Annotated in this window: 20 protein-coding genes, 2 tRNA genes and 1 other annotated feature; of the genes, 18 read left to right on the forward strand and 4 right to left on the reverse strand. The window is 31.5% G+C overall.

All coding sequences use genetic code 11. The annotated features are described in order from the left end of the window. Positions 1-167: 167 nt before the first annotated feature. The 5 genes from HW276_RS01875 to HW276_RS01895 all read left to right on the forward strand — a co-directional run bounded on the left by HW276_RS01875 (position 168) and on the right by HW276_RS01895 (position 5476). Entirely contained in the window at positions 168-1268 is a 1101-nt protein-coding gene (locus HW276_RS01875) for a hypothetical protein (RefSeq protein ID WP_178937192.1), read from the forward strand. Between the two features lie 518 nt (positions 1269-1786). Beyond that, positions 1787-1872 (forward strand) — tRNA-Leu (locus HW276_RS01880). A 518-nt stretch (positions 1873-2390) separates the two neighbouring features. Further along, on the forward strand, positions 2391-3719 hold the full coding sequence (miaB, locus tag HW276_RS01885; protein WP_178937193.1) for a tRNA (N6-isopentenyl adenosine(37)-C2)-methylthiotransferase MiaB: 1329 nt from the start codon (positions 2391-2393) through the stop codon (positions 3717-3719). Between the two features lie 207 nt (positions 3720-3926). After that, a complete protein-coding gene (gene rho / locus HW276_RS01890) occupies positions 3927-5174 on the forward strand; it encodes a transcription termination factor Rho (RefSeq protein ID WP_218975017.1) in 1248 nt (415 codons plus the stop codon). A gap of 20 nt (positions 5175-5194) precedes the next feature. Further along, complete coding sequence (locus tag HW276_RS01895; RefSeq protein ID WP_178937194.1) at positions 5195-5476, forward strand: cupin domain-containing protein; 282 nt, start codon at positions 5195-5197, stop codon at positions 5474-5476. Positions 5477-5651: 175 nt separating this feature from the next. On the opposite strand, the gene HW276_RS01900 is transcribed toward HW276_RS01895, so the two are convergent. The 4 genes from HW276_RS01900 to HW276_RS01915 all read right to left on the reverse strand — a co-directional run bounded on the left by HW276_RS01900 (position 5652) and on the right by HW276_RS01915 (position 10373). Continuing rightward, positions 5652-7109: an RnfABCDGE type electron transport complex subunit D gene (locus HW276_RS01900; RefSeq protein ID WP_178937195.1), complete on the reverse strand. Its 1458-nt coding sequence runs from the start codon at positions 7107-7109 to the stop codon at positions 5652-5654. Then, entirely contained in the window at positions 7099-8484 is a 1386-nt protein-coding gene (rsxC, locus tag HW276_RS01905) for an electron transport complex subunit RsxC (protein ID WP_178937196.1), read from the reverse strand. Before rsxC ends, HW276_RS01900 begins: the two co-directional genes overlap by 11 nt. A gap of 214 nt (positions 8485-8698) precedes the next feature. Beyond that, positions 8699-9805, reverse strand: coding sequence for a nitronate monooxygenase family protein (locus tag HW276_RS01910; RefSeq protein WP_178938505.1), 1107 nt, complete (start codon positions 9803-9805; stop codon positions 8699-8701). Between the two features lie 100 nt (positions 9806-9905). Further along, on the reverse strand, positions 9906-10373 hold the full coding sequence (locus HW276_RS01915) for a hypothetical protein (protein ID WP_147002968.1): 468 nt from the start codon (positions 10371-10373) through the stop codon (positions 9906-9908). Positions 10374-10869: 496 nt separating this feature from the next. On the opposite strand from HW276_RS01915, the gene HW276_RS01920 reads away from it, so the two are divergent. The 13 genes from HW276_RS01920 to rpoC all read left to right on the forward strand — a co-directional run bounded on the left by HW276_RS01920 (position 10870) and on the right by rpoC (position 26914). Next, entirely contained in the window at positions 10870-12213 is a 1344-nt protein-coding gene (locus HW276_RS01920; protein ID WP_178937091.1) for an ISLre2 family transposase, read from the forward strand. A gap of 229 nt (positions 12214-12442) precedes the next feature. Continuing rightward, positions 12443-14152 (forward strand): DUF262 domain-containing protein, encoded by a 1710-nt coding sequence (locus HW276_RS01925; RefSeq protein WP_147002969.1) that lies wholly within the window; start codon positions 12443-12445, stop codon positions 14150-14152. A gap of 12 nt (positions 14153-14164) precedes the next feature. Beyond that, positions 14165-14659, forward strand: a complete 495-nt coding sequence (locus HW276_RS01930) for a DUF441 domain-containing protein (protein WP_010128732.1) — start codon at positions 14165-14167, stop codon at positions 14657-14659. Positions 14660-14821: 162 nt separating this feature from the next. Beyond that, positions 14822-14971: a 50S ribosomal protein L33 gene (rpmG, locus tag HW276_RS01935; RefSeq protein WP_006807173.1), complete on the forward strand. Its 150-nt coding sequence runs from the start codon at positions 14822-14824 to the stop codon at positions 14969-14971. A gap of 16 nt (positions 14972-14987) precedes the next feature. After that, positions 14988-15063, forward strand: a tRNA-Trp gene (locus HW276_RS01940). Between the two features lie 143 nt (positions 15064-15206). Next, a complete protein-coding gene (gene secE / locus HW276_RS01945) occupies positions 15207-15422 on the forward strand; it encodes a preprotein translocase subunit SecE (RefSeq protein ID WP_010128900.1) in 216 nt (71 codons plus the stop codon). 1 nt (position 15423) lies between these two features. Further along, complete coding sequence (gene nusG / locus HW276_RS01950) at positions 15424-16050, forward strand: transcription termination/antitermination protein NusG (protein WP_147002970.1); 627 nt, start codon at positions 15424-15426, stop codon at positions 16048-16050. Positions 16051-16189: 139 nt separating this feature from the next. Next, a complete protein-coding gene (rplK, locus tag HW276_RS01955; protein WP_018498762.1) occupies positions 16190-16615 on the forward strand; it encodes a 50S ribosomal protein L11 in 426 nt (141 codons plus the stop codon). Between the two features lie 96 nt (positions 16616-16711). Beyond that, complete coding sequence (rplA, locus tag HW276_RS01960) at positions 16712-17419, forward strand: 50S ribosomal protein L1 (protein WP_147002971.1); 708 nt, start codon at positions 16712-16714, stop codon at positions 17417-17419. 155 nt (positions 17420-17574) lie between these two features. Beyond that, positions 17575-17740: a sequence feature (ribosomal protein L10 leader region), on the forward strand. 11 nt (positions 17741-17751) lie between these two features. Continuing rightward, the gene (rplJ, locus tag HW276_RS01965; RefSeq protein WP_147002972.1) at positions 17752-18258 is read left to right on the forward strand and encodes a 50S ribosomal protein L10; all 507 of its coding nucleotides are present in this window, start codon (positions 17752-17754) and stop codon (positions 18256-18258) included. Positions 18259-18333: 75 nt separating this feature from the next. Beyond that, the gene (gene rplL, locus HW276_RS01970; RefSeq protein WP_147002973.1) at positions 18334-18702 is read left to right on the forward strand and encodes a 50S ribosomal protein L7/L12; all 369 of its coding nucleotides are present in this window, start codon (positions 18334-18336) and stop codon (positions 18700-18702) included. 575 nt (positions 18703-19277) lie between these two features. Then, positions 19278-22724 (forward strand): DNA-directed RNA polymerase subunit beta, encoded by a 3447-nt coding sequence (gene rpoB / locus HW276_RS01975; protein ID WP_178937197.1) that lies wholly within the window; start codon positions 19278-19280, stop codon positions 22722-22724. 125 nt (positions 22725-22849) lie between these two features. Continuing rightward, positions 22850-26914, forward strand: coding sequence for a DNA-directed RNA polymerase subunit beta' (gene rpoC / locus HW276_RS01980; protein ID WP_178937198.1), 4065 nt, complete (start codon positions 22850-22852; stop codon positions 26912-26914). The last annotated feature ends 4 nt before the right edge of the window (positions 26915-26918 follow it).

Raw genomic sequence — 26918 nt, forward strand, 5'->3', positions numbered from 1 at the left:
ATATTTATGTCTTCAACATCAATAAATATGGCATTTAAACTTATCCCTTGATTATTGGAATATATAATTTTTTTTAAAAAAACTTTACAAATTCATATTATTATGATAAAATTAACTGTGAATTGTTAAGATATATTTGTTAAATTATTTTTAGGAGGAAAAAAACAATGAAAAAATTATTAGGAGTATTAGCATTAGTTTTAAGCGTATCTAGTTTAGCAATGGCTGATCAAGATACAGTAAAAGAAATTCATTTCTCTAGCGAGTTTAGACAAAGTTATACAGACAAAAAGACAAATACAGGAAATGGATTAGGAATCGCAGGATTCAAAGGACAAAACAAAGAAAAAACTAGATGGAGAAATGTTCTTGGTGGAGATTTGAATTTAGTAGATGAAGGAAATTTAGGATTAAGATTTGAATTCCAAAATGATCAAGATAGAGTAAAAAATGATTTTGATTACCAAAACAAAAAATTAGTAACAAATGGAGTTTATGACAAATCTCAAACTTGGGAAAATGACATTGCATTATACAAAGATGTTAAATTAGGTTCTTGGACTGCTAAATGGGATTTAGGATGGAAATACAAATCTACTAATGGAAATGGTAGATATGCAGGACACAGAGGAACATCAAATGAAATTTATGTAGGACCAGAATTTGGAATTGATTTCTTCGGTCATCACTTTGATGGAAAAGCTCAATTTGTATACTTCGATCAATCAGGAGAAAAAGACGGAGATAATGCATGGTCAGGAAGCGACTTTATAAATGGTAAAACAAGCGGTGTTGGAGGTAACTTTGACTTAGCAACTAATGGTAAAGTTTTCGATAATAGAGCAGGAAACTTAAACTATTATGTTACATTGAATAACCACTTAAGAGATGCAAAAGGTAAATTAGTTGAAACTGGAAAAGATGCTAAATCTACTGTATATTTAGACTATGTAACTGGAGTAACTTATAAAACACCTGAATTGGCAGGATTCTACGGATTAATTAATACAGAAAATGAATGGGAAAAACAAACTGCTAGACACGGATTTAAAAACAATTTCTCAGTATGGACTGGATTAGGATATAAAACAGGAATTGATTTGTCAGTAGGAACATTAACATTAAACCCTGAAGTTAAATACAGAGTTGTTAATAAAGAAACTGTTAAAGGTGTATACGATGACGGACGTTACTCAAGTACTGATAAATACACAAGAGAATACAACGAATTAAGAGCAGGATTAAACGTTGGTTTAGAAGTTAAATAGTTTATTTAATTTAAATAGATTCATATATAAAAGGGATGGAAAAATTATTCCGTCTCTTTTTATATATTAGACTTGTTCGGAAACTATGTTTATTTAGAATTTAATAAAATAAATATTCTGAAGCAAGGTGTATTGATTCCTTGTTAAATAAAAAAATTAAGTTGTCGAACAGATCTATTAAAAAAAATAGTTTGTATAATTGAACTTATCTAAAATTGAACCGATGAAAATTATATAAATCTAGGATTTGAGTAAAATAGTTATAGTTTTTGAATTTGATCTTAGATAAGTTTTGCTATGCTATTTACATTTAAAAAGTAAAAATTATATTTTAGCCATTTTAAAACAAAATTAGGATTAATTTATTAAAAAAATTTATAGTATTCGTTATTTAAGTGAGTTTAGCATTAAATAAAATCAAAAAGATTTCAAATTTAGTAAAAATATCAAAAAAAGTTTTAAAATAAGTTGACAAAATTGAAAAAATATATTATAATAATTGAGTAATTTGAAAATTAGCCCGAGTGGTGAAATTGGTAGACGCAACGGACTCAAAATCCGTCGATTTTATATCGTGCCGGTTCGACTCCGGCCTCGGGCACCAATAATATAATTAAATTTTTTCATAATGAATTGCACTCTACACTTTTAGAGTGTTTTTTATTTATTATTATATAAAAAAAGAGAATATTAAATAGTGAATTAATAGAAAATGTGTCGAAATTTTATTTCTAATGCTATTTCTCAATAAAATAATAAATTTGTTATATCTACTATGCAAGGGATCAAGACCTCTTGTCAGGAAATAAATAAAATATAATTTCTATTTTTTAAATGGGATTTAGTATAAATTAAATTTTAAAAGCATTTTTACTAAAATAATTTGTAAACTTCTTTATTATTTGGGATATTAAGGGAAACTAATAATAAAAATTTCTTGAAATTCTAAAATAAAAATGATACCATTATGACAAGAGAAAATAGTCTTGAAAATGTAGATTTTGGCTTGGATAGTTATTGGAAAGCTGTTTGAGTGGAAAGATATATCATATTTGCGGCAATTCAAAAGCTATTCAGAAAAATCATAAAAACTAGAAAAGAACTGAAATTTGGAGGGAAAAAGTGGAAAAAAGAGCGACAATAATAACTTATGGTTGTCAGATGAACGTAAATGAAAGTGCAAAAATGAAACAGATGTTGCAGACAATGGGATACAGTATGACTGAAGATATTGAAAATACGGATTTGGTGTTTTTGAATACTTGTACGGTTAGAGAAGGCGCTGCTGTTAAGGTGTATGGAAAACTTGGAGATTTGAAGAGAATTAAGGAAGAAAAAGATGGGAAAATGATTATTGGAGTTACGGGGTGTTTAGCTCAAGAAGTGAGAGATGAGTTTATTAAAAAGACGCCTTATGTTGACTTGGTGCTTGGAAATCAGAATATTGGGAGAATTCCTGATCTTCTGGAAAGAATTGAATCTGGGGAAGAAACGCATATTGTTATGGTAGAGGATGAAGATGAATTACCGACTAGAGTAGATGCGGACTTTGGAGATGATATTGTAGCTTCCATTTCGATAACTTATGGATGCAATAATTACTGTACTTTCTGTATTGTGCCTTATGTGCGTGGAATGGAGCGTTCTGTGCCACTTAATGAAGTTGTGAGGGATGTTGAGCAGTATACTAAAAAAGGATATAAGGAAATATTGTTTTTGGGGCAAAATGTAAATTCATACGGAAGTGATTTTGCAAACGGGCAAGATAATTTTGCTGAACTTTTGGAGCAAAGTGCAAATGTGGAAGGAGATTTCTGGATAAAATATGTGTCACCACATCCAAAGGACTTTAGCGATGAAGTAATCGATACGATTGCAAGAAATCCTAAAATAGCTAGAATGTTACATCTGCCATTACAATCAGGATCTACAAAAATTTTGAATGCAATGAACAGAGGATATACAAAGGAGGAATTTATTGCGCTTGCTAGGAAAATTAAGGAAAAAGTGCCTGATATTGGACTTACAACTGATATTATTGTAGGATTTCCAGGAGAAACAGATGAAGACTTTCAAGATACGATGGATGTTGTAAATGAAGTTGGATTTGAAAATGCATTTATGTTTATGTATTCTAAGAGAAGCGGGACTCCTGCAGCTATAATGGAAGGGCAAGTTGATGAGCATACTAAAAATGAAAGATTGCAGCAGCTTATGAGACTGCAAAATATGAAGGCAAAGGAAGAAAGTCAAAAATATTTAGGGAAAATTGTAAAAGTTTTAGTTGAAGGACCTAGTAAAAAGAATCCTGAAATGTTGACTGGAAGAAGTTCTACGCATAAAATAGTTTTATTTAAAAGCGATAGAAAGGATTTGAAGGGGAAATTTGTAAATACAAGAATTTATGATGCTAAAACATGGACATTATATGGAGAGCTGGTGGAGGAATAGATGATAAAAAAAGAAAAGGAAATTGAGGCTGAAAAGTTACTGGAAGAGCAGGCAGAAACGGTAAAACCTAGAAGAGGACGGCCAAGAAAAGTTGAGGTAGATAAATCATTGGAAAATACAGAATTATCTGAAGAAAAAAAGCAAAAACATGATGAAGAAGATTCAAGTAAAAAAACTGCCTTTGAAAATTCAAATTATGAAGAAAAAATGATAAAGGATATTCTTTCTGAAAATGTAACTAAATTGAAAAGAATGGCAAAAGAATATAAAATTGAAGGTTTTTCAGGAATGTCAAAACTTGAACTTATAAATGCTATTTTAATTAAAAAAGGTGAGGAAAGAGGGAAAACCTATGGATTTGGGAAACTGGATGTAATAGGTGATGGAAATTATGGATTTTTGAGAAATACGTCAATTGGACCTGATGTATATGTGTCGATTTCTCAAATAAAGAGATTTTTTTTAAGAAATGAAGATATTGTATTTGGAGAATTAAGAATTCCGATTGGAACAGAGAAAAATTATGGGATTTTGAAGGTTTTGCTTGTAAATGGGGATTTGCCTGAAAAATCGCTGGAACGTCCGTATTTTGATGATTTAGTGCCATCTTATCCAGATGAAAAGTTAAATTTGGGAGGTGGAGAAATTTCATCTAGAATTATAGACCTTGTTTCGCCTATTGGGAAAGGGCAGAGAGGGCTTATAGTTGCTCCGCCAAAGGCTGGGAAAACTGTGCTTCTTTCAACACTTGCAAATGATGTTATAAAATATAATCCAGAAATTGATGTCTGGATACTGCTAATTGATGAACGGCCTGAGGAAGTTACGGATATTAAGGAAAATGTGAAGGATGCGGAAGTTTATTCGGCGACTTTTGATGAAGATCCAAGAGTTCATACGGAAGTTACGGAAAATGTGCTTCAGATGGCAAAAAGACAAGTGGAACGTGGAAAAGATATTTTAATTCTTATGGACAGCTTGACAAGGCTTGCACGTTCGTATAACATTACTATTCCATCAAGCGGGAAGTTAATTTCAGGTGGAATTGACCCAAATGCGCTTTATTATCCAAAGAGATTTTTAGGAGCTGCAAGAAATATAAAAAATGGTGGAAGTTTAACAATTATTGCAACGGCTCTTGTTGAAACTGGAAGCAGAATGGATGAAGTGATTTTTGAGGAATTTAAAGGGACAGGAAATATGGAAATCATTTTAAGCAGAACACTTGAGCAGTTGAGAATATTTCCAGCGATTGATGTGTTAAAAAGTGGAACAAGACGTGAGGAGCTTTTAATTCCAAGGAAGAATTTGGAAAAAATATGGAAATTGCGAAGAGAATTAAGTGAAATGTCTGAAGTTGAAGGAACAAGAAATTTAATTGAGCTTATAAAGAAATATAAAAACAATGATGAATTATTGGAAGATTTATATAAAACGAAAAAAATAAATAAATAGAAAATAGAAGGTGAATAAAAATGCTTGGAAATGTAAAAAATGAAGCTGGATTGCTATTTAACAAAAGAAATTTTAAATTGGTAAAAAAAGTTTTGAAAAAAGATGAAAAAATTGCTAAACATAATCATGAAAATGAAGAAATTATTTTTACAGTTTTGAAGGGAAAAATGGAAATATTTTTAAATGAAACTGAAAAACATATTTTAGTTCCAGGAGATATTTTGCATTTTGATGGAGTAAATTTTATTAATGGTGCTGCTTTGGAGGATTCTGAAGTTAGTGTTACATTGATAAAAAAATAGGAGCATTAAAAAAGGCTGTATTTCATAAATTAATTTTATGAGGCAGCCATTTTTTTTATTTTTATCAAAATTTTTAGTTAAAAGATATTTTTAAATAATTTTCAATATTTATATCAGTTAATCTAAATTGCTCGTTTAAAAGGATTGCAATATTTTTAGAAGTAAATACTGGAGTTTATATTGCATTTTTTAGATTTTTATGAATTATTTTATTTTTACTTGAAATTAAATTTAATGTGGATATCAGAATATAAAGATATACTAGATACGGCATAGCTCCTATCTTATGGATTCCAGCAAAAATAATTGCAAAAGCAAAAATTCCAAGAGTAAGTAAAATCATTTTTCCAGAGTTTTTTAACATTTCTTCCTTTACAGCGTAACCAAATACTGCAGGTCGAAAAACTTTGTTTATAATTCGTGCAAAAGGATTTAATATTAACAGAACATAAGATAATATTTCATTTTTTATTCCAAATATTGATAAAAGCCCAATTACAAGTCCTAACATTATTCCGTAGTATATTTTTCCTGGTGCAGATGATGGGCTTGTTGGCATATCTGTTGCCATAAAGATTCCTGTTAATAATAATCTGCCAGTTGAAACATTGCTTTTTAGAAATATTGTAACTAGAAAAAATGTTACAAACAGGCTTACTGGAATATGCCATGAAATACGATTTTTTAGCAGCAGATATAATCCTCCTAAAATTAAGGCAAATGCCGAATAAGATCCAACAGATCCTGAGGGTGTTAATAGTAATCCGTCTAGATAGTTTGAAAACATAGAATTATTAAATCCTGTAAAAAATTTTATTCCAGATGACTGCAATAATTCTTGACTGAACCAGATTGTTCCAGAAGACATTGCAGATGAAAAAAATACAGTCATAAATTCCCAACCTATTACAGCAGGATTAAAAATGTTTTTTCCGATTCCTCCATAAATCAATTTTCCAAAAATGACTGCCATGCAGGCTCCAAAAATAACGATAGGCAATGGAGTCAACGGGGCAAGTGTCATAGCCAGAAGGATACCTGTTATAACTGCTGATAAGTCATGAACAGAATTATTGTCATTCAGGAAATATTTTGAAAAAAGTTTTTCAGTTACAACAGCGGATAAAACGGAAAATGCTATTAAAAGAAGCGCTCTCGTTCCGTAAACTAAAGCTGAGGCGATGATAGCCGGAAATAATGATATAATTACATCTTTCATAATGTCTCTTACTTCAATTTCAGTTCTTATATATGGAGTAAAAGATAGTTTTTTTAATTTTCTTTTTTTAAAAAAACTTTTTATTATTTTTTTTCTTTTAATTTCTTTATCACTTTCTGGAACTTCTTTTTTAGAAAATATTTTTTTTATATCAATCTTATCTTTTTTTATTTCTTTTTCTTTTATTTTTTTTACTTTTTCAAGTTTTCCAGTATTATTCAAATTTTTTACTTTATTATTATTTTTATTTGTTTCAGAATTTTGAGAGTAATTATTTTGTAATTTTTCAGTTTTTGGAAGGCTGTGAACTGTAGAATTTAAAAGCATGTCATCATTGTCTAAAAGTTCATTTTTACTGTTATCTTTTTTTCTGCCTAATATTTCTTCCATTAACGATTTTTCGTTATTTTTCATTATTTTTTACCTCCAATTCCGACAAGATTAATTTTCCAGTTTTTATGCTTTCCATCAAAGGAACTCTTGAAGGGCATACAAATTCACAAGCCCCACATTCAATACAGTTTTGAATATTAGCTGTTGCCATTTTTTCATATTTTCCATTTTTATAGTAATCTGCAAATTCAAAAGGCATTAGGTTCATTGGGCAGGCTTCCACACAATATCCGCAAGAAATGCAGCTTTTACGCTCAATTTCTTCCGTGTCTAAAAATAATATTCCAGAAGTTCCCTTTACTGTCGGCACTCTAGAATCAAAAATTTCTGTTCCCATCATTGGTCCGCCAAAAATTACCTTGTCTTCGTTAGTAATTTTTAATTCCCGCACAATATGGTAAACTGGAGTTCCAAATTTTAATCTGTAGTTTCCAATATTTTTAGCTTTTTCTCCAGAAATTGTCACAATTCTTTCAGTTAACGGCTTTCCTTCAAAAAAAGCATCATAAATAGCCTTGACTGTACTTACATTGCTTACAATTACTCCCTTTTCAAGCGGAAGTTCCCCTTTTTTAACTTTTTTTCCAGTAATTGTGTTTATTAATTGCAGTTCACTTCCTTGAGGATAAATTACAGGAAGTAGTTCTATTTTTATTTTAAATTCTTCTTCATCCTGTACTTTTTCAAATATTTCAATTAATTCTTTATTCTCTTCTTCAATTCCAATAACAATCTCCTTTGGATTTAATAATTTCTGTATAACCTTTAAGCCACGTAAAATCTCTTTTGTAAAGTTTTTCATGACAGAATAGTCAGAAGTTAAATAAGGTTCGCATTCAGCGCCATTTATTATAAAAGTTTCTACTTTTCTGAATTTTATATCATATTTTACATGTGTAGGGAACTGCGCTCCTCCAAGTCCAACTATTCCTGCTTCCTTGATTATTTTAAAAATTTCATCTTTTTTTATTGATTTCAAGTCACGAAGCTCTCTTTTTGTCAAATCCGCTTCCTTGTTCTGAAAATCATTTGCAATAATAATTGTTTTTATCTTTTTTCCATTTGCGATGAAATGATCGACAACGTCAACAACATCTCCAGAAATTGGTGAATGAATATTGGCTGAAATACTTCCTGAAGCATCTCCGATTTTTTCATATTTTTTTACATAGTCTCCAATTTCTACTATTGGAATTGACGGGCTTCCTATATGCTGTGAAAGAGGTATATAAAAAAGGCTTGAATCCTTAATTTCCTTTATTTCAGTATTTTTTGTGAGAGGTTTCATTGGCTGGCGTTCTTTTTTCATATTTTTTTTTGCTTCTTTTTCATTTTCATCAATATCTTTGCTGAAAAGTATATTTGCTATTCGTTTAAAACTTATTCTTCTAAGCATTTCTATCTCCATTTTTATTTGTTAATTTTAATTTTTTTTTATACTCAAGACCTTGGGATCTGACTGAGTTTAAGCAGAATAGTTATAATTTTTTAGTTCAGTCTTATTTTAGTCGGGCAAAAATCTTTTCTGAAGGCAGTAAAAAAATTAGATTAGCCTATAATCAGAAAACAAGGGGTTTTTGCCCCTCGTTCTTGAACTGATTATTGAAATTTTAATTATTTCCTGTCATAAGTTCATCTATCAGATCTTTTACATGCACAAGCTCTTTTAATCTCCATCCATTAGCTCCTGAGAAAAATAATCCGCTTTGAAGTCTACCTAGATAAGCATCTCCTAAACTGTCGGCAATACAGTATCCCACTCTGTTTGCTCCTTTTCCACGTTCACAAGGAAATACGCAGTTGCTTATACATTGAATTTTTTTCTCACCAGGTTCTAATGTTTTGATTAAATTTGTTTTTACTGCACGTCCAGGATAACCAACTGGAGAACTTACGATTACAATGTCTTCTTCCTTTGCCTCAAGCAATACCTGTTTTAAAACATCGCTTGCATCACATTCGTAAGTACCGATAAATCTTGTTCCCATTTGAACGGCATCTGCTCCAAGAGCCATAATATTTTTTATATCATTATTGTCCCATATTCCACCTGCTGCAATAATAGGAAAATCTCCCCATTTATCACGTTCTTCCTTTATTGGAGGCACGATTGCTTCCAGCTGATGTTCAGGAGCGAATAGCTCTTCATATTTTGCACCTTGGTGTCCTCCACTTTTTGGACCTTCTACAATTACTGCCCCTGGCATTTTTCCAGCAGCCTTCCATTTTTTACAAATTATTTTTAATGCTCTGGCTGATGAAACTATCGGAACAATCTCCACGTCTGGATAATCTTTTACAAGCTTTGGAAGTTCCAGCGGAAGTCCAGCTCCTGTAACAATAATATTTGCTCCAGCCTCAAGCGCATCATTTACAACTCTTGCATAATCATTTATCGCATGAAGAATGTTGCAGGCAAGCGGTCTGTCTCCGCAAATTTTTCTTGCATTTTTAAATATTTCAAAAAGCGCTTCACGATTGTAGGCATTTTCTGTTCCAAGAGGACGTCCTTTTACAGCCTTTTTCACAAATTTCATATTTTGGTAATATCCAGTGCAGATGGCGCTTATTGTTCCAAGACATCCATTTTTTGCTACATTTCCAGCAAGTCTGTCCCAGCTGATTCCAACTCCCATTCCACCTTGAACAATTGGTTTTTCAATAAAATATTTTCCTATTTTAATTCCCTTTAATTCGATTTTTTTATTTTCATTTATTTTTTCTTCATTTAAATTTACAGAATTTTCTTTTTTTATTTCTGATATTTTATTCACTTTGATTCCCTCCAGTTTTTTTTATTTTTATTAGTAGCTGTTTTTAATAAAAATCGTATGGAGGAGCTCTGCAAATTTTTGTGTTTGAACTTATTGAAGTATAATTTAAAAGAATATAGAAAAATAAATATAGTTTTTGTAAAATCTCTAATATTTTTTTTATTCTTTCAATTATTTTATCTCTAATATCATTTTCAATAAAATTTTTATATCCATTGGCACAAAGCCTCTCAAATTTTTCAACGAGCTTTTTTAAATCGACATTTTCCAAAAAGGATAAGTCAATGCCTGAATTGGAAATGTATTTATCCAAAGCCTTTAGAAATACATCGCTTTTGCTAATAACAATATTTTTATTTTTTTTATATAATAAAGCAACGTTTTCAATATTTAAAAAATTTATTTTAGAAAAAGTACCAAAGTAATCTTTTTTTGCTATTTGCTCAAAAAGATTTGATATAACCGACTGTACAACCTTTGAGAGTTTTTTTAGCCGAAATTTTTCAAACATAAAACCTCCTTTATTATTTATTTTAGTCATTTGTAAAAGTTTAAAAATCTGATAAACATAGTATTTTTATGCTTGATTTTCTTGTTATTCTCCATTCATTGATAAGGAATCTCGCCTCCTTGTGATATAAATACTGCTGTTATTCAATCGTTACCGCTTTTATTTCTGCAATCGCCTATATTTGGTTATTTTGATACAAGAAAATTTAGTTATACAACACATGTTATTTTAATTATATAATGTTTTTGTAATTTTTACAATTAAATATTTTTATTTTGTTAATCAAAGTATTTTAAAAATAGATAGAATAACAGTAAAAATAAATAAAAGAATAAAAAAATATTAATAATTTTATAGAAAATAAATAATTTTTGAAATGCCGTCGACAGAGTAAAAAATATAGGGGCAAATAAATTTAATCAAATTTTTAATTAACAAAAAAGAGGAAACCAGTTACAATATAATCCCTCAATCCTATTGAAAGGTGGTTTCCTCTATGATTAGAATATCAGATTTTTATTCAATTGTAAAGACTTTTTTTAAAAATATTTTTTCCTTCAAACTTTCGTTTGAGCAACAATTTAAACTATTTATCATAAAGGCTTTTGAAATACTGTTTAGAGTTTATGTTAAAAAAGTTGATGACAACTTTTTTTATTCCAATGAAAGAAAGAATAGATTTAAAAGTAAAGGGTTTGTCAAAAGAACTGTCACTACTGCTTTTGGATATGTAACTTTTGAACGTCGAAAATATGTAGATAAGAAAACAGGCGTTTACTACTACATTGATGAAAAAATTGGACTTAAACGGTACAGACGGCTTTCTGAGGAGCTGATTTTTACCATACTTTTTGAATATCAGCATACTGCAGCTTCATTTGTTGCAAAGACTTATGCTGTTTCAAAAGCTACCGTGTATAATCTTGTCAATTCTTTTGAAATGCCAAAACTTGATATTGGAAGGTTTGAAAAGGATGATGATTCGCCAGTATATATGGAAATTGATGAAGACCATATGAAATGCAGAAGAAGCAGAAATACATATATGAGGATGGTTGCTATACATCGTGGAATTGAGAAAGTCTGCAAGGACAGGAACAAGCTCATTGACAAGCATACAGTAATGTTCCCTACATCTGTATCGCTTGAGGAAGTGTCGGAGTATGTGCTTAACTATCTTGAAAAAAGATACAGTATGGATAAGAAAAAACTGATTGTGAACTCTGATGGCGGAAAATGGATAGACAGCTTCGTAGGAGAGCTTAGAATTTACAAGCCGGTACATATTTATGACAAGTTTCATCTGGTAAAAGCCATAGGCGAGATTTCCAAAAGGGATAAGGAAATATCAAAAAACCTTTACAAATGGCTTGAGAAAGATAATTTTACAGAACTTGAAAACTTTTATGAAACTTTTAAGGAAAAAGAAAATATAAGCCAGAGAAGAAAAGATCAAATGAAGATGCTGCTTAACCAGTATGAGAAGATAAGAAGAATCTATACAGAAAAAGATTACATAGGGTCAAGGACAGAAGCTCTTGTATCCCATGAATGCTCAAGATTCCTTTCAAGCAGACCAAAAGCCTTTTCAAGAAAAAGGATAAAGAGAAGAGCAATGTACCAAACTTTCTTTGCAAACTATGGCAAGGACAGGGACAAGGCTCACAAACTGTATTTTAATGGGACAAGAGTGGGTTCAATGGAAAAAGTAATAGAAACAAGTTGTTTGCCAGATATCATTAGCGAAGCAGGAAAAGGGACAAACATTCCATATTTAAGAGGAGGAGAAAGTTTGATAAGGGAAGCTCTGAAGGAAATATCACAAAGCAGAATGATTTAAAAAAGACAGCCCAAAATTTTTATTATGTTATTTTGGCTGCCCCTATATTTTTTACTCTGTCAAATGCCGTCAAAAAATTGCAATCTTGAAAATTTTAGAGTATAATATATTTTGGAATATTAGGGTTACTATAGATAAAAAATGTGAGATAAAGAAACGAAAAATTGTAAAAGTAAATTGTATAAACTTTTACATAAAATTAAAATAAAGAGAAATTATAGGAGGTTTTATGGTTGCAACAATACAAGTTAATAAGCAAAGTATAAAGCGGCTGCTGGAAAGCGGAAAAGAACAGATGTTTTTAATACCTGAATATCAAAGACCATATTCCTGGACTGAAAATGAAACTAAGACGTTATTTTATGATCTTTTGGAGTTTACAGAAAGTGAGTCGAAAAAAAATAGTGAAGTAGAAGGGACATATTTTTTAGGAAGCATTGTTTCTTATGAAAATGAAGAGGGGGAACAGGAAATTATTGATGGACAGCAGAGAATAACTTCCTTATTTTTACTTCTTCGTGCCATTTATACAAAATTGATTTCTTATGAAGAAAAAACCATTGAACAGGAAAATTTTATAAGACAGATTCAGCCTGCACTTTGGAAACAGGAAAAGCTGACTGGAGAAGTTGATTATAAAAGCGTGCTGATTACATCAAGAGTTATAGATAATGAAGGGAATAAAATTTTACAGGATATTTTAGAAACAGGAATTGCCGATCACAAGAGAAAAGACAATTATTCTAAAAATTATATTTTATTCCAGAGATTATTTGACAAACTTAGTGAATTAAGTCCGACTCTAATGCTGGAATTTATTTATTACACTTTAAATAAAGTAGTAGTTTTTCCAATAAAAACAGATTCTCAGGATGATGCCTTAAGCGTGTTTTCCACTTTGAATGACAGAGGTCTGCCTTTGTCTGAAGCGGATATATTTAAGGCAAAAATGTATAACAGAATAAAAAAGGAATATAAGAAAATGTTCATTAAGCAATGGAAAAACTTAAGTGAACGGGCAACTTATGCCAGAGAAAATGTAAAACAGCTGTTCTATTACTATATGTTCTATTTGAGAGCATTGGAAAAGGATATTGCAACAACGACACTTGGACTTAGACGTTTTTATTCTAAAAATGGATTTACAAGGCTGTATAAGTCAAATTTACTAAAACATCTGGATCAAATTCTGGATTTGTGGGTTGTAATGAACAGGCATGAATCTATTGACGACAAGCCTTGGACTGAAAATGTAAATATTATTAAAATCTTGGATACTTTGTCGGCATATCCAAATGAATCTTGGAAATATCCAGTAGTTGTGTATTATTTGTCACACGGTGAGAAGGAAAATTTTGAAGTATATTTTTTAAAATTTTTAAGAAAGCTGTTTTTAGAATTGACTGCCAATTATCTTGTAACACCAAGTGTTTCAGCAGTAAAAGCGGATATTCTCAAATTAAATGTTGATATAGTTGATAATATTTCTCCAAAAGTTGCGTTTAAAAATATTCCAATCACGATATTACAGGAAAGAGTTAAAACGCCCAATAAAAATCTTGTGCGTATGATTTTAAAAATGGTTGTCTATAATAATCAAGATGAACTGTTGCCTGAAAAATGGGAAGTTGAGTATATATTACCACAAAAATGGAGTGACCGGTTTACAGAAAGCGTGGAGAATAAAGAAGTTAAAACGCATATAAATTATATAGGAAATAAAATTCCTTTTGAAAGAAGATTGACAATTAAAGCTACAGAAAACTTTTTTGAAAAGAAAAAGACAAGCTATAAAAAATCTAAAATTAAATATGTTAGGGAGTTAATTCCAGATGATAAAAATGACTGGACTTTTGAAGATATTGAAAAAAGAAATAAAAAAGTTGCAGAAGAACTTGTGAAATTATTTATTACTTGGAATGGAGAATATGAATTTTAAAGGAGAGAAATTTTGGAAAGTTTTATTTTTTTAGGAATTATTTTACTGGTAGGAGCGATAACTAATAATAAATCTATTGTTTTTGCGACAATTTTTGTGCTGATTCTGAAATGTCTGTTTAATATTACTGAATATTTTAAAATAAAAGGAGTCAATATTGAAGGAATAATGACTCAATTTAGAAAGGAAGGGATAAACTGGGGAGTGCTAATAATTACAATTGCAATTTTAATCCCTATTGCAACTGGAGAAATTGGCTTTTCCCATCTGCTTTCCGCCTTTAAATCCCCAGTTGGATGGGTTGCAATTATAAGCGGAATTACAGTTTCAATCCTTTCTTCCAAAGGAGTCGGACTTCTTTCCGGGCAGCCTGAAATTACAGTTGCCCTTGTAATTGGGACAATAATGGGAGTTGTATTTTTTAAGGGAATTGCGGCTGGACCAGTTATTGCCAGTGGAATTACATTTTGTATTTTAAAGGTGCTGGAGTTATTTTTAAAACATTAATTTCACTTGAAATTACACAGTTGTTTAGCAGATTTACAAAAAAATGGAAAAAATTTAAAAAAAACAAAGAAAATGGTGTTGACAAAAACTATAGAGTATGGTATTATAAATAAGCTAGTTTATTCTGGTAATACCAATATTTTATTGGGAGGGATAGAAACAATGAGAGTACAAGTTATTTTAGAGTGCACTGAAACTAAGTTGAGACATTATGTTACAACTAAAAACAAAAAAACTCATCCTGAAAGATTAGAAATGAGAAAATACAATCCAGTGCTTAAAAGACATTCTCTTTACAGAGAAGTTAAATAATCTCATAAAAATAGATAGGTCAGTAGTTCAATTGGTAGAGCGTCGGTCTCCAAAACCGAAAGTTGCGGGTTCGATTCCTGCCTGGCCTGCCATTTTATTTTATGAGAATTTTTTTTAATAAAGAAACTTAGTTGTATATGGTTTTAAGGACTATTTATTTTTTAGGTTAAATTTCTTTATTAAAGCAGGAGAATTTAGTTTTTTTAAAATTCTTGGATGATTCTAGGAGATAATTATGAGTAAATTTAATTTAAAGGATGCTATTGGGAATTTACGTGAAGAATATAAAAAAATATATTGGCCGGATAAAATTGAAATTTATCACGTTACTGTAATCGTGATCTTGATGACAGCTTTTATAGCTATATATACACTTCTTTTTGATACAGCGTTTAATTTTGTGCTGGCAAAAATAAGTGATATTCTAAGAAATATTTTAGGAGGCGCGTAAAGTGACTGAAGCAAATGAAAAAGTTGAAGATGAAGTTGCATACGAAAAAAAATGGTATATAATTCACACTTATTCTGGTTACGAAAAAAAAGTGGCTGCTGACTTGGAAAAAAGAATAGAGTCGCTTGACTTGACAGATAGGGTTTTTAGAATTTTAGTACCTGAAGAAGAGGTGCTGGAGGAAAAACGTGGAAAAATGGTAAAAGTTCCAAGAAAACTTTTTCCAAGTTACGTAATGATAGAAATGCTTTCTGTTAGGGAAGAAAATGAATTAGGACTGGGATATCGTGTTGACAGTGATGCCTGGTATGTAATAAGAAATACTAATGGAGTTACTGGATTTGTCGGAGTTGGAAGTGATCCAATACCGTTGTCTGATGAAGAAGCCGCAGATTTACTTTCTAAAATTGGAATTGATATTGACGGGGAGGAAAAAGCTCCAAGACTTGATATTAATTTTAAAGTTGGTGAAGTTGTTACTGTTAAAGGTGGTTCATTTGATGGACAACAGGGAGAAATTTCAGAAATTGACCATGAACATGGTAAAATAAAAGTAATGCTTGAAGTGCTGGGGCGTTTGACTCCTGTGGAAGTAGAGCATACTGAAATAGAAAAAATAGATTATTAAAATTTAAAATTTAAAATTTAAAAACAGAAAAAATATTATTTTAAAGAGAAGTATTATTAAAGAATAACAATTAGCGAAATTTTAATTTGAAAGAAAAAGTGGGAGATTTTAAAAATTCAATTACCACAGAGGAGGAAAAATGGCTAAAGAAGTAATCGGAAAGATTAAATTACAATTAGAAGCGGGGAAAGCAAATCCTGCACCACCAGTAGGGCCTGCATTAGGACAACACGGGGTAAATATTGCAGAATTCTGTAAATCATTCAACGCTCAAACACAAGATAAAATGGGATTTGTAATTCCAGTAGAAATTACTGTATATGCAGATAGAAGTTTTACATTTGTATTAAAAACACCGCCTGCATCAGACTTATTGAAAAAAGCGGCTAAAGTTAAAAAAGGTGCTGGAAATTCATTAAAAGAAGTTGCTGGAACTATAACTAAAGCTCAATTACAAGAAATTGCAGAAACTAAAATGCCAGATTTAAATGCTGGAAGTGTTGAAGCGGCTATGAACATTATTGCAGGAACTGCAAGAAGTATGGGAATTAAAATTTCTGAATAATTAATATTAAAATAGAGATAAGAAATAAAGAATTAAACGATTATTAGAACAAGTGGAAGGTTATAAAACCAATGACCACAGAGGAGGAAATAATAAATGGCAAAAAGAGGAAAAAGATACGATAACATTTCTCAAAAAGTAGATAAAATGAAAGTTTACACACCAGAAGAAGCATTGGATTTAGTTTTTGAAACTAAAAGTGCAAAATTTGTGGAAACAGTAGAATTAGCAATTAGATTGGGAGTAGATCCAAGACACGCTGATCAGCAAGTAAGAGGTACAGTTTCATTACCAAACGGAACAGGTAAGACAGTAAGAATCTTGGCTATCACAAGTGGAGAAAATATTGATAAGGCATTGGCAGCAGGAGCAGATTTTGCTGGAGATGATGAATATATTAACAAAATCCAAGGTGGATGGCTTGATTTTGACTTAGTAATTGCTACACCTGACATGATGCCTAAATTAGGAAGATTAGGAAGAATCTTAGGAACTAAAGGACTTATGCCTAACCCTAAATCAGGAACAGTTACAACAAATATTGAACAAACAGTTCAAGAATTTAAAAAAGGAAAAGTTGCATTTAAAGTTGATAAATTAGGATCAATTCACTTACCAATCGGTAAAGTTGATTTTACAAAGGAAGCTATCGTAGAAAACTTCAAAGTAGCATTAGATCAAATTATCAAATTAAAACCAGCTACTTCAAAAGGACAATATTTAAGAACAGTTGCAATCTCATTAACTATGGGACCTGGAATTAAAGTTGATCCATTATTGGCTGGAGCATTTGTTGCTAAATAGTAAATAATCTTATATAATATATAAATTACCGGATGGATTTTTTCTGTTCGGTAATTTAAAAAATATAAAAGATTAATAATAAATTTTTAAAATATACTTGCAATTTTTTAAAAGTTATTGTATAATAATATATATTGGTTTATAATCATATAAATCATACAAAGTAAATATAACCAAAGACAGTAGGTAGAATTTTGATTCTTTAAACCCTACCGAGGTAAATATTATTACAAATAGATATTAAAATTAAATAATAGATATTTTTATAATATGATACCTCTGGGCTTATTGTTTTTGTTTCAGAGGTTTTTATTATAAGGAGGTGAAATGAATTGCCAGCACAAGAAAAATTAGAAGTTGTAAAAAGTCTAGTTGAAAAATTAAAAGATGCTAAAGCGGTAGTATTTGTTGATTATAAAGGGATTAGTGTTAATGAAGATACTGAACTTCGTAAAAATGCTAGAGAAGCAGGAGTAGAATATTTTGTTGCTAAAAACAGATTATTTAAAATAGCATTGAAAGAAGCGGGATTTGACACAGATGTTGATGATTTATTGGAAGGAACTACATCATTCGCAGTAGGATATGAAGATGGAGTTGCACCATCTAAATTAGTTTTTGATTTTGGAAAAAAATTAAAAGATAAATTAACAATTAAAGGTGGATTACTAGAAACTGGAAGAGTTGAAGTATCTACTGTTGAAGCATTGGCTAAATTACCATCTAGAGATGAATTACTTGGTCAAATTGCTTACGGATTGTTGTCGCCAGTTAGAATGTTGGCTGTGGCATTGACAAATGTTGCAGAACAAAAGGAAACTGGAGCAGCAGCTGAATAATTGAATGAAAATATTAATAAACTAAAATAATAAAAAATAAACAAATTAAGAAGAAAATTAGGAGGAAATAAAATAATGGCATTTAATAAAGAACAATTTATAGAAGATTTAAAAGCTATGTCTGTATTAGAATTAAAAGAAGTAGTTGAAGCTATTGAAGAAACATTTGGAGTATCAGCTCAACCAGTAGCAGTTGCAGGAGGAGCAGCAGCAGGAGCAGCAGCTGAAGAAAAAACTGAATTTGATGTAGTATTAGTATCTGCAGGAGGAACTAAATTAGCAGTAATTAAAGAAGTAAGAGGAATTACTGGATTAGGACTTAAAGAAGCTAAAGAATTAGTTGAAGCTGGCGGAAAAGCAGTTAAAGAAGGAGTTTCTAAAGAAGAAGCTGAAGAAATTAAAGGTAAATTAGAAGCTGCAGGAGCAACTGTAGAAGTTAAATAGTCAAAATCAAATTAATAGTTAAGACACTCTTAGACATTACAGAGAGTGTCTTTTTCCACTATAAAACTTTAAGGTTGAATAGACAATTTATTCTTTTTTGTATTAATTTTTAGAGATAAAAATAGGTCAAAACAAATTCATATATGTAATATGGCAAAGCTGCTTGTAAAAGAATATGGACATTGAAAAAAATAGATTGTTTTTTAGGTAAATTTGATTATTTTTAAATAGTTAAATTGGAAAAAGTAGTTTTGGTATAATAACTTTAAGACTAAATATAGAGGTTCAAATGTTTAAAACAGAAGTATTTTTAGTCTATTTTTTAGTTTTTTATAATATAATTGATGTAATTTTATAGGTAAAAAAGTTATATTGTATTAGATTTATTTGGAATGCAGAATTTTGCAGTTTCCAGAAAGTTGCCATTTTTATGGGAACAACTCACGTGATATAAAATAACAAATCGAAATTATGAGAACATTTTTAGATGAGGTTTAAATTTAGAAGTTTATAAAAGTTTAATTTTTGATTTGAATTGATGAAGAATGTGTTCTTTATAGGGAGGAATTTTTTAAATGAACAAACTTATTGAAAGATATAGTTTCGGAAAAATAGTAGATAGAGGGGAAATGCCGCACTTTTTAGAATTTCAGTTAAATTCTTATGAAGATTTTTTGCAGACGAAAGTGCCACCTCAAAAGAGAGAAAATAAAGGTTTTGAAGCGATCTTTAATGAAATTTTTCCAATTGAATCCAGCAATGGGTTATTGAAATTAGAATACTTATGGTATGAAATTCATGATAATGATGAGCCTTTAAATGATGAATTGGAATGTAAAAAAAGAGGTAAAACGTATTCTGGTCAATTAAAAGTTAGATTGAAATTAACTAACAAGAGAACAGGAGAAATTCAGGAAACATTAGTTCATTTTGGAGATATACCGCTTATGACTGATAAAGCAACGTTTATCGTAAATGGTGCAGAAAGAGTTGTTATTTCCCAATTACACAGATCACCAGGAATCACTTTTAACAAGGAATTGAATATTCAAACAGGAAAAGATGTGTTTATCGGGAAAATTATCCCTTATAAAGGAACATGGCTTGAATTTGAAACTGACAAGAATGATATTTTAAATGTAAAAATTGATAGAAGAAAGAAAGTTTTATTGCCTGTTTTCCTTAAAGCAGTTGATTTTTTCCATACTAACGAAGAAATTATGAATGAATTTTTTGAGTTAAAGGAAGTGGAATTGTCAGAATTTTATTCAAAATATAAAGATACTGAACTGGAAGAAATTTTGCGATCAAGACTGGAAGGAAGTTTTGTAAGAGAAGATATTTTGGATGAAGAAACTGGGGAATTTGTCGCTGAAGCAGAAGAAATCATCGACATACCTGTTATTCAAAAAATAATAGATGCGAAGGTAGAAAAATTAAGTATTTGGGAAGTAAAACCTGAAGATAGAATAATTGCAAATGCTTTGGTACATGATAGCACTAAAAATAGTGATGAGGCAGTTATCGAAGTATTTAGAAAACTACGTCCAGGGGATTTAGTAACTGTTGACAGTGCCAGATCGCTTGTTAAACAGATGTTCTTTAATCCGCAAAGATATGATTTGGCAGATGTTGGAAGATATAAAGTTAATAAAAGATTAAAACTAGATGTTCCAGCAGATGTAATTGTGTTGACAAAGGAAGATGTTTTGCAAACTATTGAATATGTGAAAAATCTTGTAAGCGGAGAAGGATTTACAGATGACATTGATAATTTGTCAAATAGACGTGTAAGAGGTGTTGGAGAATTACTTTCTATCCAAATAAAAGGTGGAATGCTGAAAATGTCTAAAATGGTCAGAGAAAAAATGACAATTCAAGATATTACAACATTGACTCCACAAAGTTTGTTAAATACAAAACCTCTAAATGCACTAATTCTTGAGTTTTTTGGAAGTGGACAATTGTCACAATTTATGGATCAGTCAAATCCGTTATCTGAATTGACTCATAAGAGAAGAATTTCAGCGTTAGGACCTGGAGGACTTTCGAGAGATAGAGCGGGATTTGAAGTTCGGGACGTTCATAATTCGCATTATGGAAGAATCTGTCCAATAGAAACTCCAGAAGGACCGAATATCGGACTTATCGCTTCACTTTCAACTTATGGAAAAGTTAATAAATATGGATTTATTGAAACTCCGTTTGTAAAAATAAACGATGGAAAAGCCGATTTTAATGATATTAGATATTTAGCAGCTGATGAAGAAGAAGGATTATTTATCGCTCAAGCAGATACGCCAATTGACAAGGATGGAAATTTCTTGACTGATGAAGTTGTTTGCCGTTATGGGGATGAAATTGTGCATATTGACAAGTCAAAAGTTGATATTCTAGATGTGTCGCCAAAACAATTAGTGTCTGTTTCAGCGGGATTAATACCATTTTTGGAACACGATGATGCCAATCGTGCGTTAATGGGATCAAATATGCAACGTCAAGCAGTACCTTTATTAAAAACAGAAGCACCTTATGTTGGAACTGGACTTGAAAGAAAAGTTGCTGTGGATTCAGGGGCAGTTATTACTTCAAAGGCAGCTGGAACTGTAACTTTTGTAGATGCAAGAAAGATTGTTGTAACTGATGAAGATGGAAAAGAATATTCTCATAGATTACTAAACTTTGAAAAATCTAACCAGTCAATGTGTTTACATCAAAAACCGATTATTGACTTGGGAGATAAAGTTCAAAAGGGAGATATTATTGCAGATGGACCATCTACTGCAGGCGGGGATTTAGCATTAGGTAAAAATATCCTGCTAGCATTTATGCCTTGGGAAGGATATAATTTTGAAGATGGAATCCTTATTTCAGAAAGACTTAGAAAAGATGATGTATTTACTTCAATTCATATTGAAGAATTTGACATTGAAGCGAGAACTACAAAATTAGGTGATGAGGAAATTACAAGGGAAATTCCTAATGTTTCTGAAGAAGCCTTGAGAAACCTTGATGAAAATGGAATTATAAGAATCGGAGCTCACGTAACACCTGATGATATTTTAGTTGGAAAAGTAACTCCAAAAGGAGAAACTGAACCGCCAGCAGAAGAAAAGTTATTACGTGCAATCTTTGGGGAAAAGGCAAAAGATGTAAGAGATACTTCATTAAGACTTCCTCATGGAGTAAAAGGGACTGTTGTAGATGTACTTGAACTGTCTAAAGAAAACGGAGATGACTTGAAGGCTGGAGTAAATAAATTAATTAGAATTTACATTGCTGAAAAAAGAAAAATAATGGTTGGGGATAAAATGTCTGGACGTCATGGAAACAAAGGGGTAATCTCAAGAGTACTTCCAATTGAAGATATGCCGCATTTGGAAGACGGTACACCAATTGATGTTTGTCTTAACCCACTTGGAGTGCCATCTCGTATGAATATTGGACAGGTACTGGAAGTTCACTTGGGACTTGCAATTGGAGATATTGATAAATATATCGCAACGCCAGTATTTGATGGTGCAAGTGAAGACGATGTAAAAAATTACTTGGAAGAAGCTGGATACAGCAGAACTGGTAAAGTAAAACTAATAGACGGAAGAACTGGACAGCCATTTGACAACCCAGTAACAGTTGGACGTATGTATATGTTAAAACTTCACCACTTGGTAGAAGACAAAATGCACGCCAGAGCAATCGGACCATATTCACTTGTTACTCAACAGCCACTTGGAGGAAAAGCCCAATTTGGTGGACAAAGACTTGGAGAAATGGAAGTCTGGGCATTGGAAGCCTACGGTGCATCAAATATTTTACAAGAAATGCTTACAGTTAAATCAGATGACATCAGTGGAAGAACAAAAACTTATGAAGCCATCGTAAAAGGACAAGAAATGCCAGAAGCAGATGCTCCAGAATCATTTAGAGTATTAATTAAAGAATTCCAGTCACTTGGACTAGATGTGGCTCTTTATGATAAAGATGGGGAACAAATTGAATTAGATAAAAATGTAGATGCTTAGTGAAAAATATTTTTGGGAACTGAAATTTTGCATATAAATTTTAGTTTAAAAAAACAAATATAGAAAAAGTTTTCCCACTTTACTTTTCAAAAAAAGTGGAATAAAGAATTGAGGAGTCTTATTAAATGAGTATAAGAGATTTTGACAGTATTCAAATAAAATTGGCGTCACCAGAGAAAATATTGGAATGGTCTTATGGTGAAATTACGAAAGCCGAAACAATAAATTATAGAACATTAAAGCCTGAAATGGACGGATTATTCTGTGAGAGAATATTTGGACCGTCTAAAGATTATGAGTGTGCCTGTGGAAAGTATAAGAGAATGCGTTATAAAGGCATGGTGTGTGAAAAATGTGGTGTTGAAGTGACAACTTCAAAGGTTAGACGTGAAAGAATGGGACATATTAAACTTGCTACACCGATTGCACATATCTGGTATTCTAAAGGTACGCCTAACAAAATGAGTCTTTTGTTGGGGATTAGTACGAAGGAATTGGAGTCAGTTTTATATTTTTCAAGATATATTGTAACTGATCCTGGAGAAACTGGGCTTGAAAAAGGTCAAATTTTGACAGAAAGAGAATATAAATTGCATGAAAGTCAATTTAAAGGTGAGTTTACAGCGAAAATGGGTGCTGAAGGAGTTTTAACTTTACTTGAGGAAATTGATTTGCATGAATTGGAAAGTAAACTTCAAAATGAGATGGATGTGGAACATTCTACACAAAAAAGAAGAAAAGTTATAAAAAGATTAAAAGTAGTAAGAGATTTGATAGAAGCTGGAAATAGACCTGAATGGATGATTTTAACTGTGTTGCCAGTTATTCCAGCTGATTTAAGACCGATGGTTCAGTTAGATGGTGGAAGATTTGCTACTTCTGACTTGAATGATTTGTATAGAAGAGTAATTAATAGAAATATCAGGCTTAAAAAATTGATGTCAATTAAAGCTCCTGAAATTGTAATAAAAAATGAAAAGAGAATGTTGCAGGAAGCTGTGGATGCGTTAATTGATAATGGTAGACGTGGAAAACCAGTTGTTAATCAAAGCAACAGGGAATTGAAATCACTTTCTGATATGTTAAAGGGGAAACAAGGACGTTTTAGACAAAATCTATTGGGAAAACGTGTGGATTATTCAGGAAGATCAGTTATTGTCGTTGGACCAAGCTTGAAAATGAATCAGTGTGGATTGCCTAAAAAGATGGCGCTTGAACTGTATAAGCCATTTTTGATGAGAGAGCTTGTAAAAAGGGAATTGGCTTCAAATATTAAAGTTGCTAAGAAAATGGTTGAAGAAGAAGATGAAAATGTATGGGAATTGATTGAAGAAATTATTAAAAATCACCCAGTACTTTTAAATCGTGCTCCGACATTACATAGACTTTCAATTCAAGCATTTGAGCCAATTTTGATAGAAGGAAAGGCTATTAGACTTCATCCGCTTGTATGTTCTGCATTTAATGCGGATTTTGATGGTGACCAAATGGCGGTTCACCTGGTATTGTCACAGGAAGCGCAGATGGAAGCAAAATTACTTATGCTTGCAACAAATAACATTATAGCTACATCAAATGGTGGACCAATAGCAGTTCCGTCACAAGATATGGTAATGGGATGCTATTATATGACAAAAGAGAAAAAAGGTTCAATGGGAGAAGGAAAACTGTTTTCTAGCAGAAATCAATTAATTACTGCTTATCAAAATGGAAAAGTGTCTGTTCATGCTATAGTGAAAGTTAGAGTAGATGGTAATTTGATTGAAACAACGCCAGGAAGATTGATGTTTAACTTGATCTTGCCAAAAGAAGTTAGAAATTATGGAATTACGTTTGGTAAAAAAGAATTGAAAAATCTGATCGGTGAACTTTATAAGAGATATGGATTTGAAAAAACTTCAAAATTACTGGATGATATTAAAGAGTTTGGATACCATTACGGTACACTTGCTGGAATTACAGTTGGAATTGAAGATTTGAAGATTCCTGAAACTAAGAAGGAAATACTTGAAAATGCTGAAAAAAGTGTGGCAGAAGTTGAGAAGCAATATAAAGCTGGAGAAATTATCAATGAAGAAAGATACAGAAAAACAGTGGGTATTTGGTCAGAAGCTACTGAAAAAGTAACAAAAGATATGATGGATAACCTTGATGAATTTAATCCAGTTTACATGATGGCAAATTCAGGAGCCAGAGGGTCAATTGCGCAAATGCGTCAGCTTGGTGGAATGCGTGGACTTATGGCGGATACGCAAGGTAGAATCATTGAAATGCCAATTAAAGCCAACTTTAGGGAAGGTCTTAACATCTTGGAATTCTTTATGTCATCACATGGAGCGAGAAAAGGGCTTGCCGATACAGCACTAAGAACGGCGGATTCAGGATATTTGACAAGAAGGCTTGTTGATATTTCGCACGAAGTTATTGTAAATCATGATGACTGCGGATGTGAACATGGAATTGTCGTAACGGACTTGATGGATGCTGGGGAAGTTATCGAAAAATTAAGTGAAAGAATTTATGGAAGAAATTTGGCGACAGATTTAGTTCATAATGGAGAAGTTATTGCGACTAGAAATACTTTGATTGATGATGAATTGATTAAAAAGATTGAAGAATTAGATATTCGTGAAGTGGAAATTAGAACGCCTTTGACTTGTAAATTGGAAAAGGGAGTTTGTAAGAAATGTTATGGATTGGATCTTTCTAACCATAAGGAAATCTTGAAAGGGGAAGCAGTTGGAGTTATTGCGGCTCAATCAATTGGAGAACCTGGTACACAGCTTACAATGCGTACTTTCCATACTGGAGGAGTTGCCACAGCAGCTTCAGTTCAATCTGATTATAAGTCGGATATTGCTGGAAAAGTTAAGTTTAGAGGTATTTCTACACTTTTAGATAAAGAAGGAAAAGAAATCGTTGTTTCTCAAAATGGACGTTTAATAATAGGAAAACATAGATATGAAATTCAATCTGGTTCAATTTTACATGTAAAAGATGGAGATGAAGTTAAAAAAGGACAAATCCTAGTTGAATTTGATCCTTATCAAACGCCAATTATTACATCTGAAGAAGGTAAAGTAGAATTTAGAGATATTTATGTAAGAGAGAACATTGACGTAAAATATGGAGTTACTGAAAAAGTAGCTATAAAACCTGTGGAAAGCAGCGATGTAAACCCTAGAATCATAATTTACACAAAAGATGACAGAAGAGTAGAATATGCAGTTCCTTATGGAGCATATTTAATGGTAAATGAAGGAGATCATGTTAAAAAAGGTCAAACTATTACAAAAATCTTGAAAACAGGAGAAGGAAATAAGGATATTACTGGAGGTCTTCCTCGTGTACAAGAGTTGTTTGAAGCAAGAAATCCTAAAGGAAAAGCTATCTTGTCAGAATTTGCAGGGCGTGTTGTATTCTCGGATAAGAAGAAAAAGGGTATGAGATTAATATTGATTGAAGATCCTGAAACTGGGGAATTAATTCAAGAATATACAGTTCCTGTGGGGGAACATCTGGTTGTAACTAATGAAATGCTGATTGAAAAAGGTGCTAAAATTACAGATGGACCAGTTTCGCCTCACGATATTTTGAAAATTAAAGGGCTTGTGGAAGCACAGCAATTTATCTTGGAATCAGTACAGCAAGTTTATCGTGAACAAGGAGTTGCGGTTAATGACAAGCATATTGAAATAATCGTAAAACAAATGTTCCAAAAAATTAAGATTAAGGAAGCTGGAGATTCACTATTCCTTGAAGATGAATTAATTGATAAGAAAATTGTGGAACGTGAAAATGAAAAACTTATTGCAAATGGAAAACGTCCTGCAACTTACGAACCTGTAATACAAGGTATTACAAAAGCGGCAGTAAACACAGAAAGTTTCATTTCTGCGTCATCATTCCAAGAAACAACAAAAGTTCTTGCAAATGCTGCAGTTGAAGGAAAAACAGACAGACTTGAAGGGCTTAAGGAAAATGTAATTATTGGTAAGAAAATACCAGGAGGTACTGGTTTCAAAGATTACAAATATCTGGATGCAACTTTGAAAAGTGACATTGCCGAAGAAATTGAAACAGAGGCAGAAACTGATGCGGATGGAATAAATGAAGAAATTGAAACAGTTTCAGATTTATCGGATGAATCAGTAGAAACTGTGGAAAATTCAGAAGAAACAGAAGTTTAATAAG

Source organism: Leptotrichia sp. oral taxon 417, assembly GCF_013394865.1.
Taxonomy (GTDB): domain Bacteria; phylum Fusobacteriota; class Fusobacteriia; order Fusobacteriales; family Leptotrichiaceae; genus Leptotrichia; species Leptotrichia wadei_A.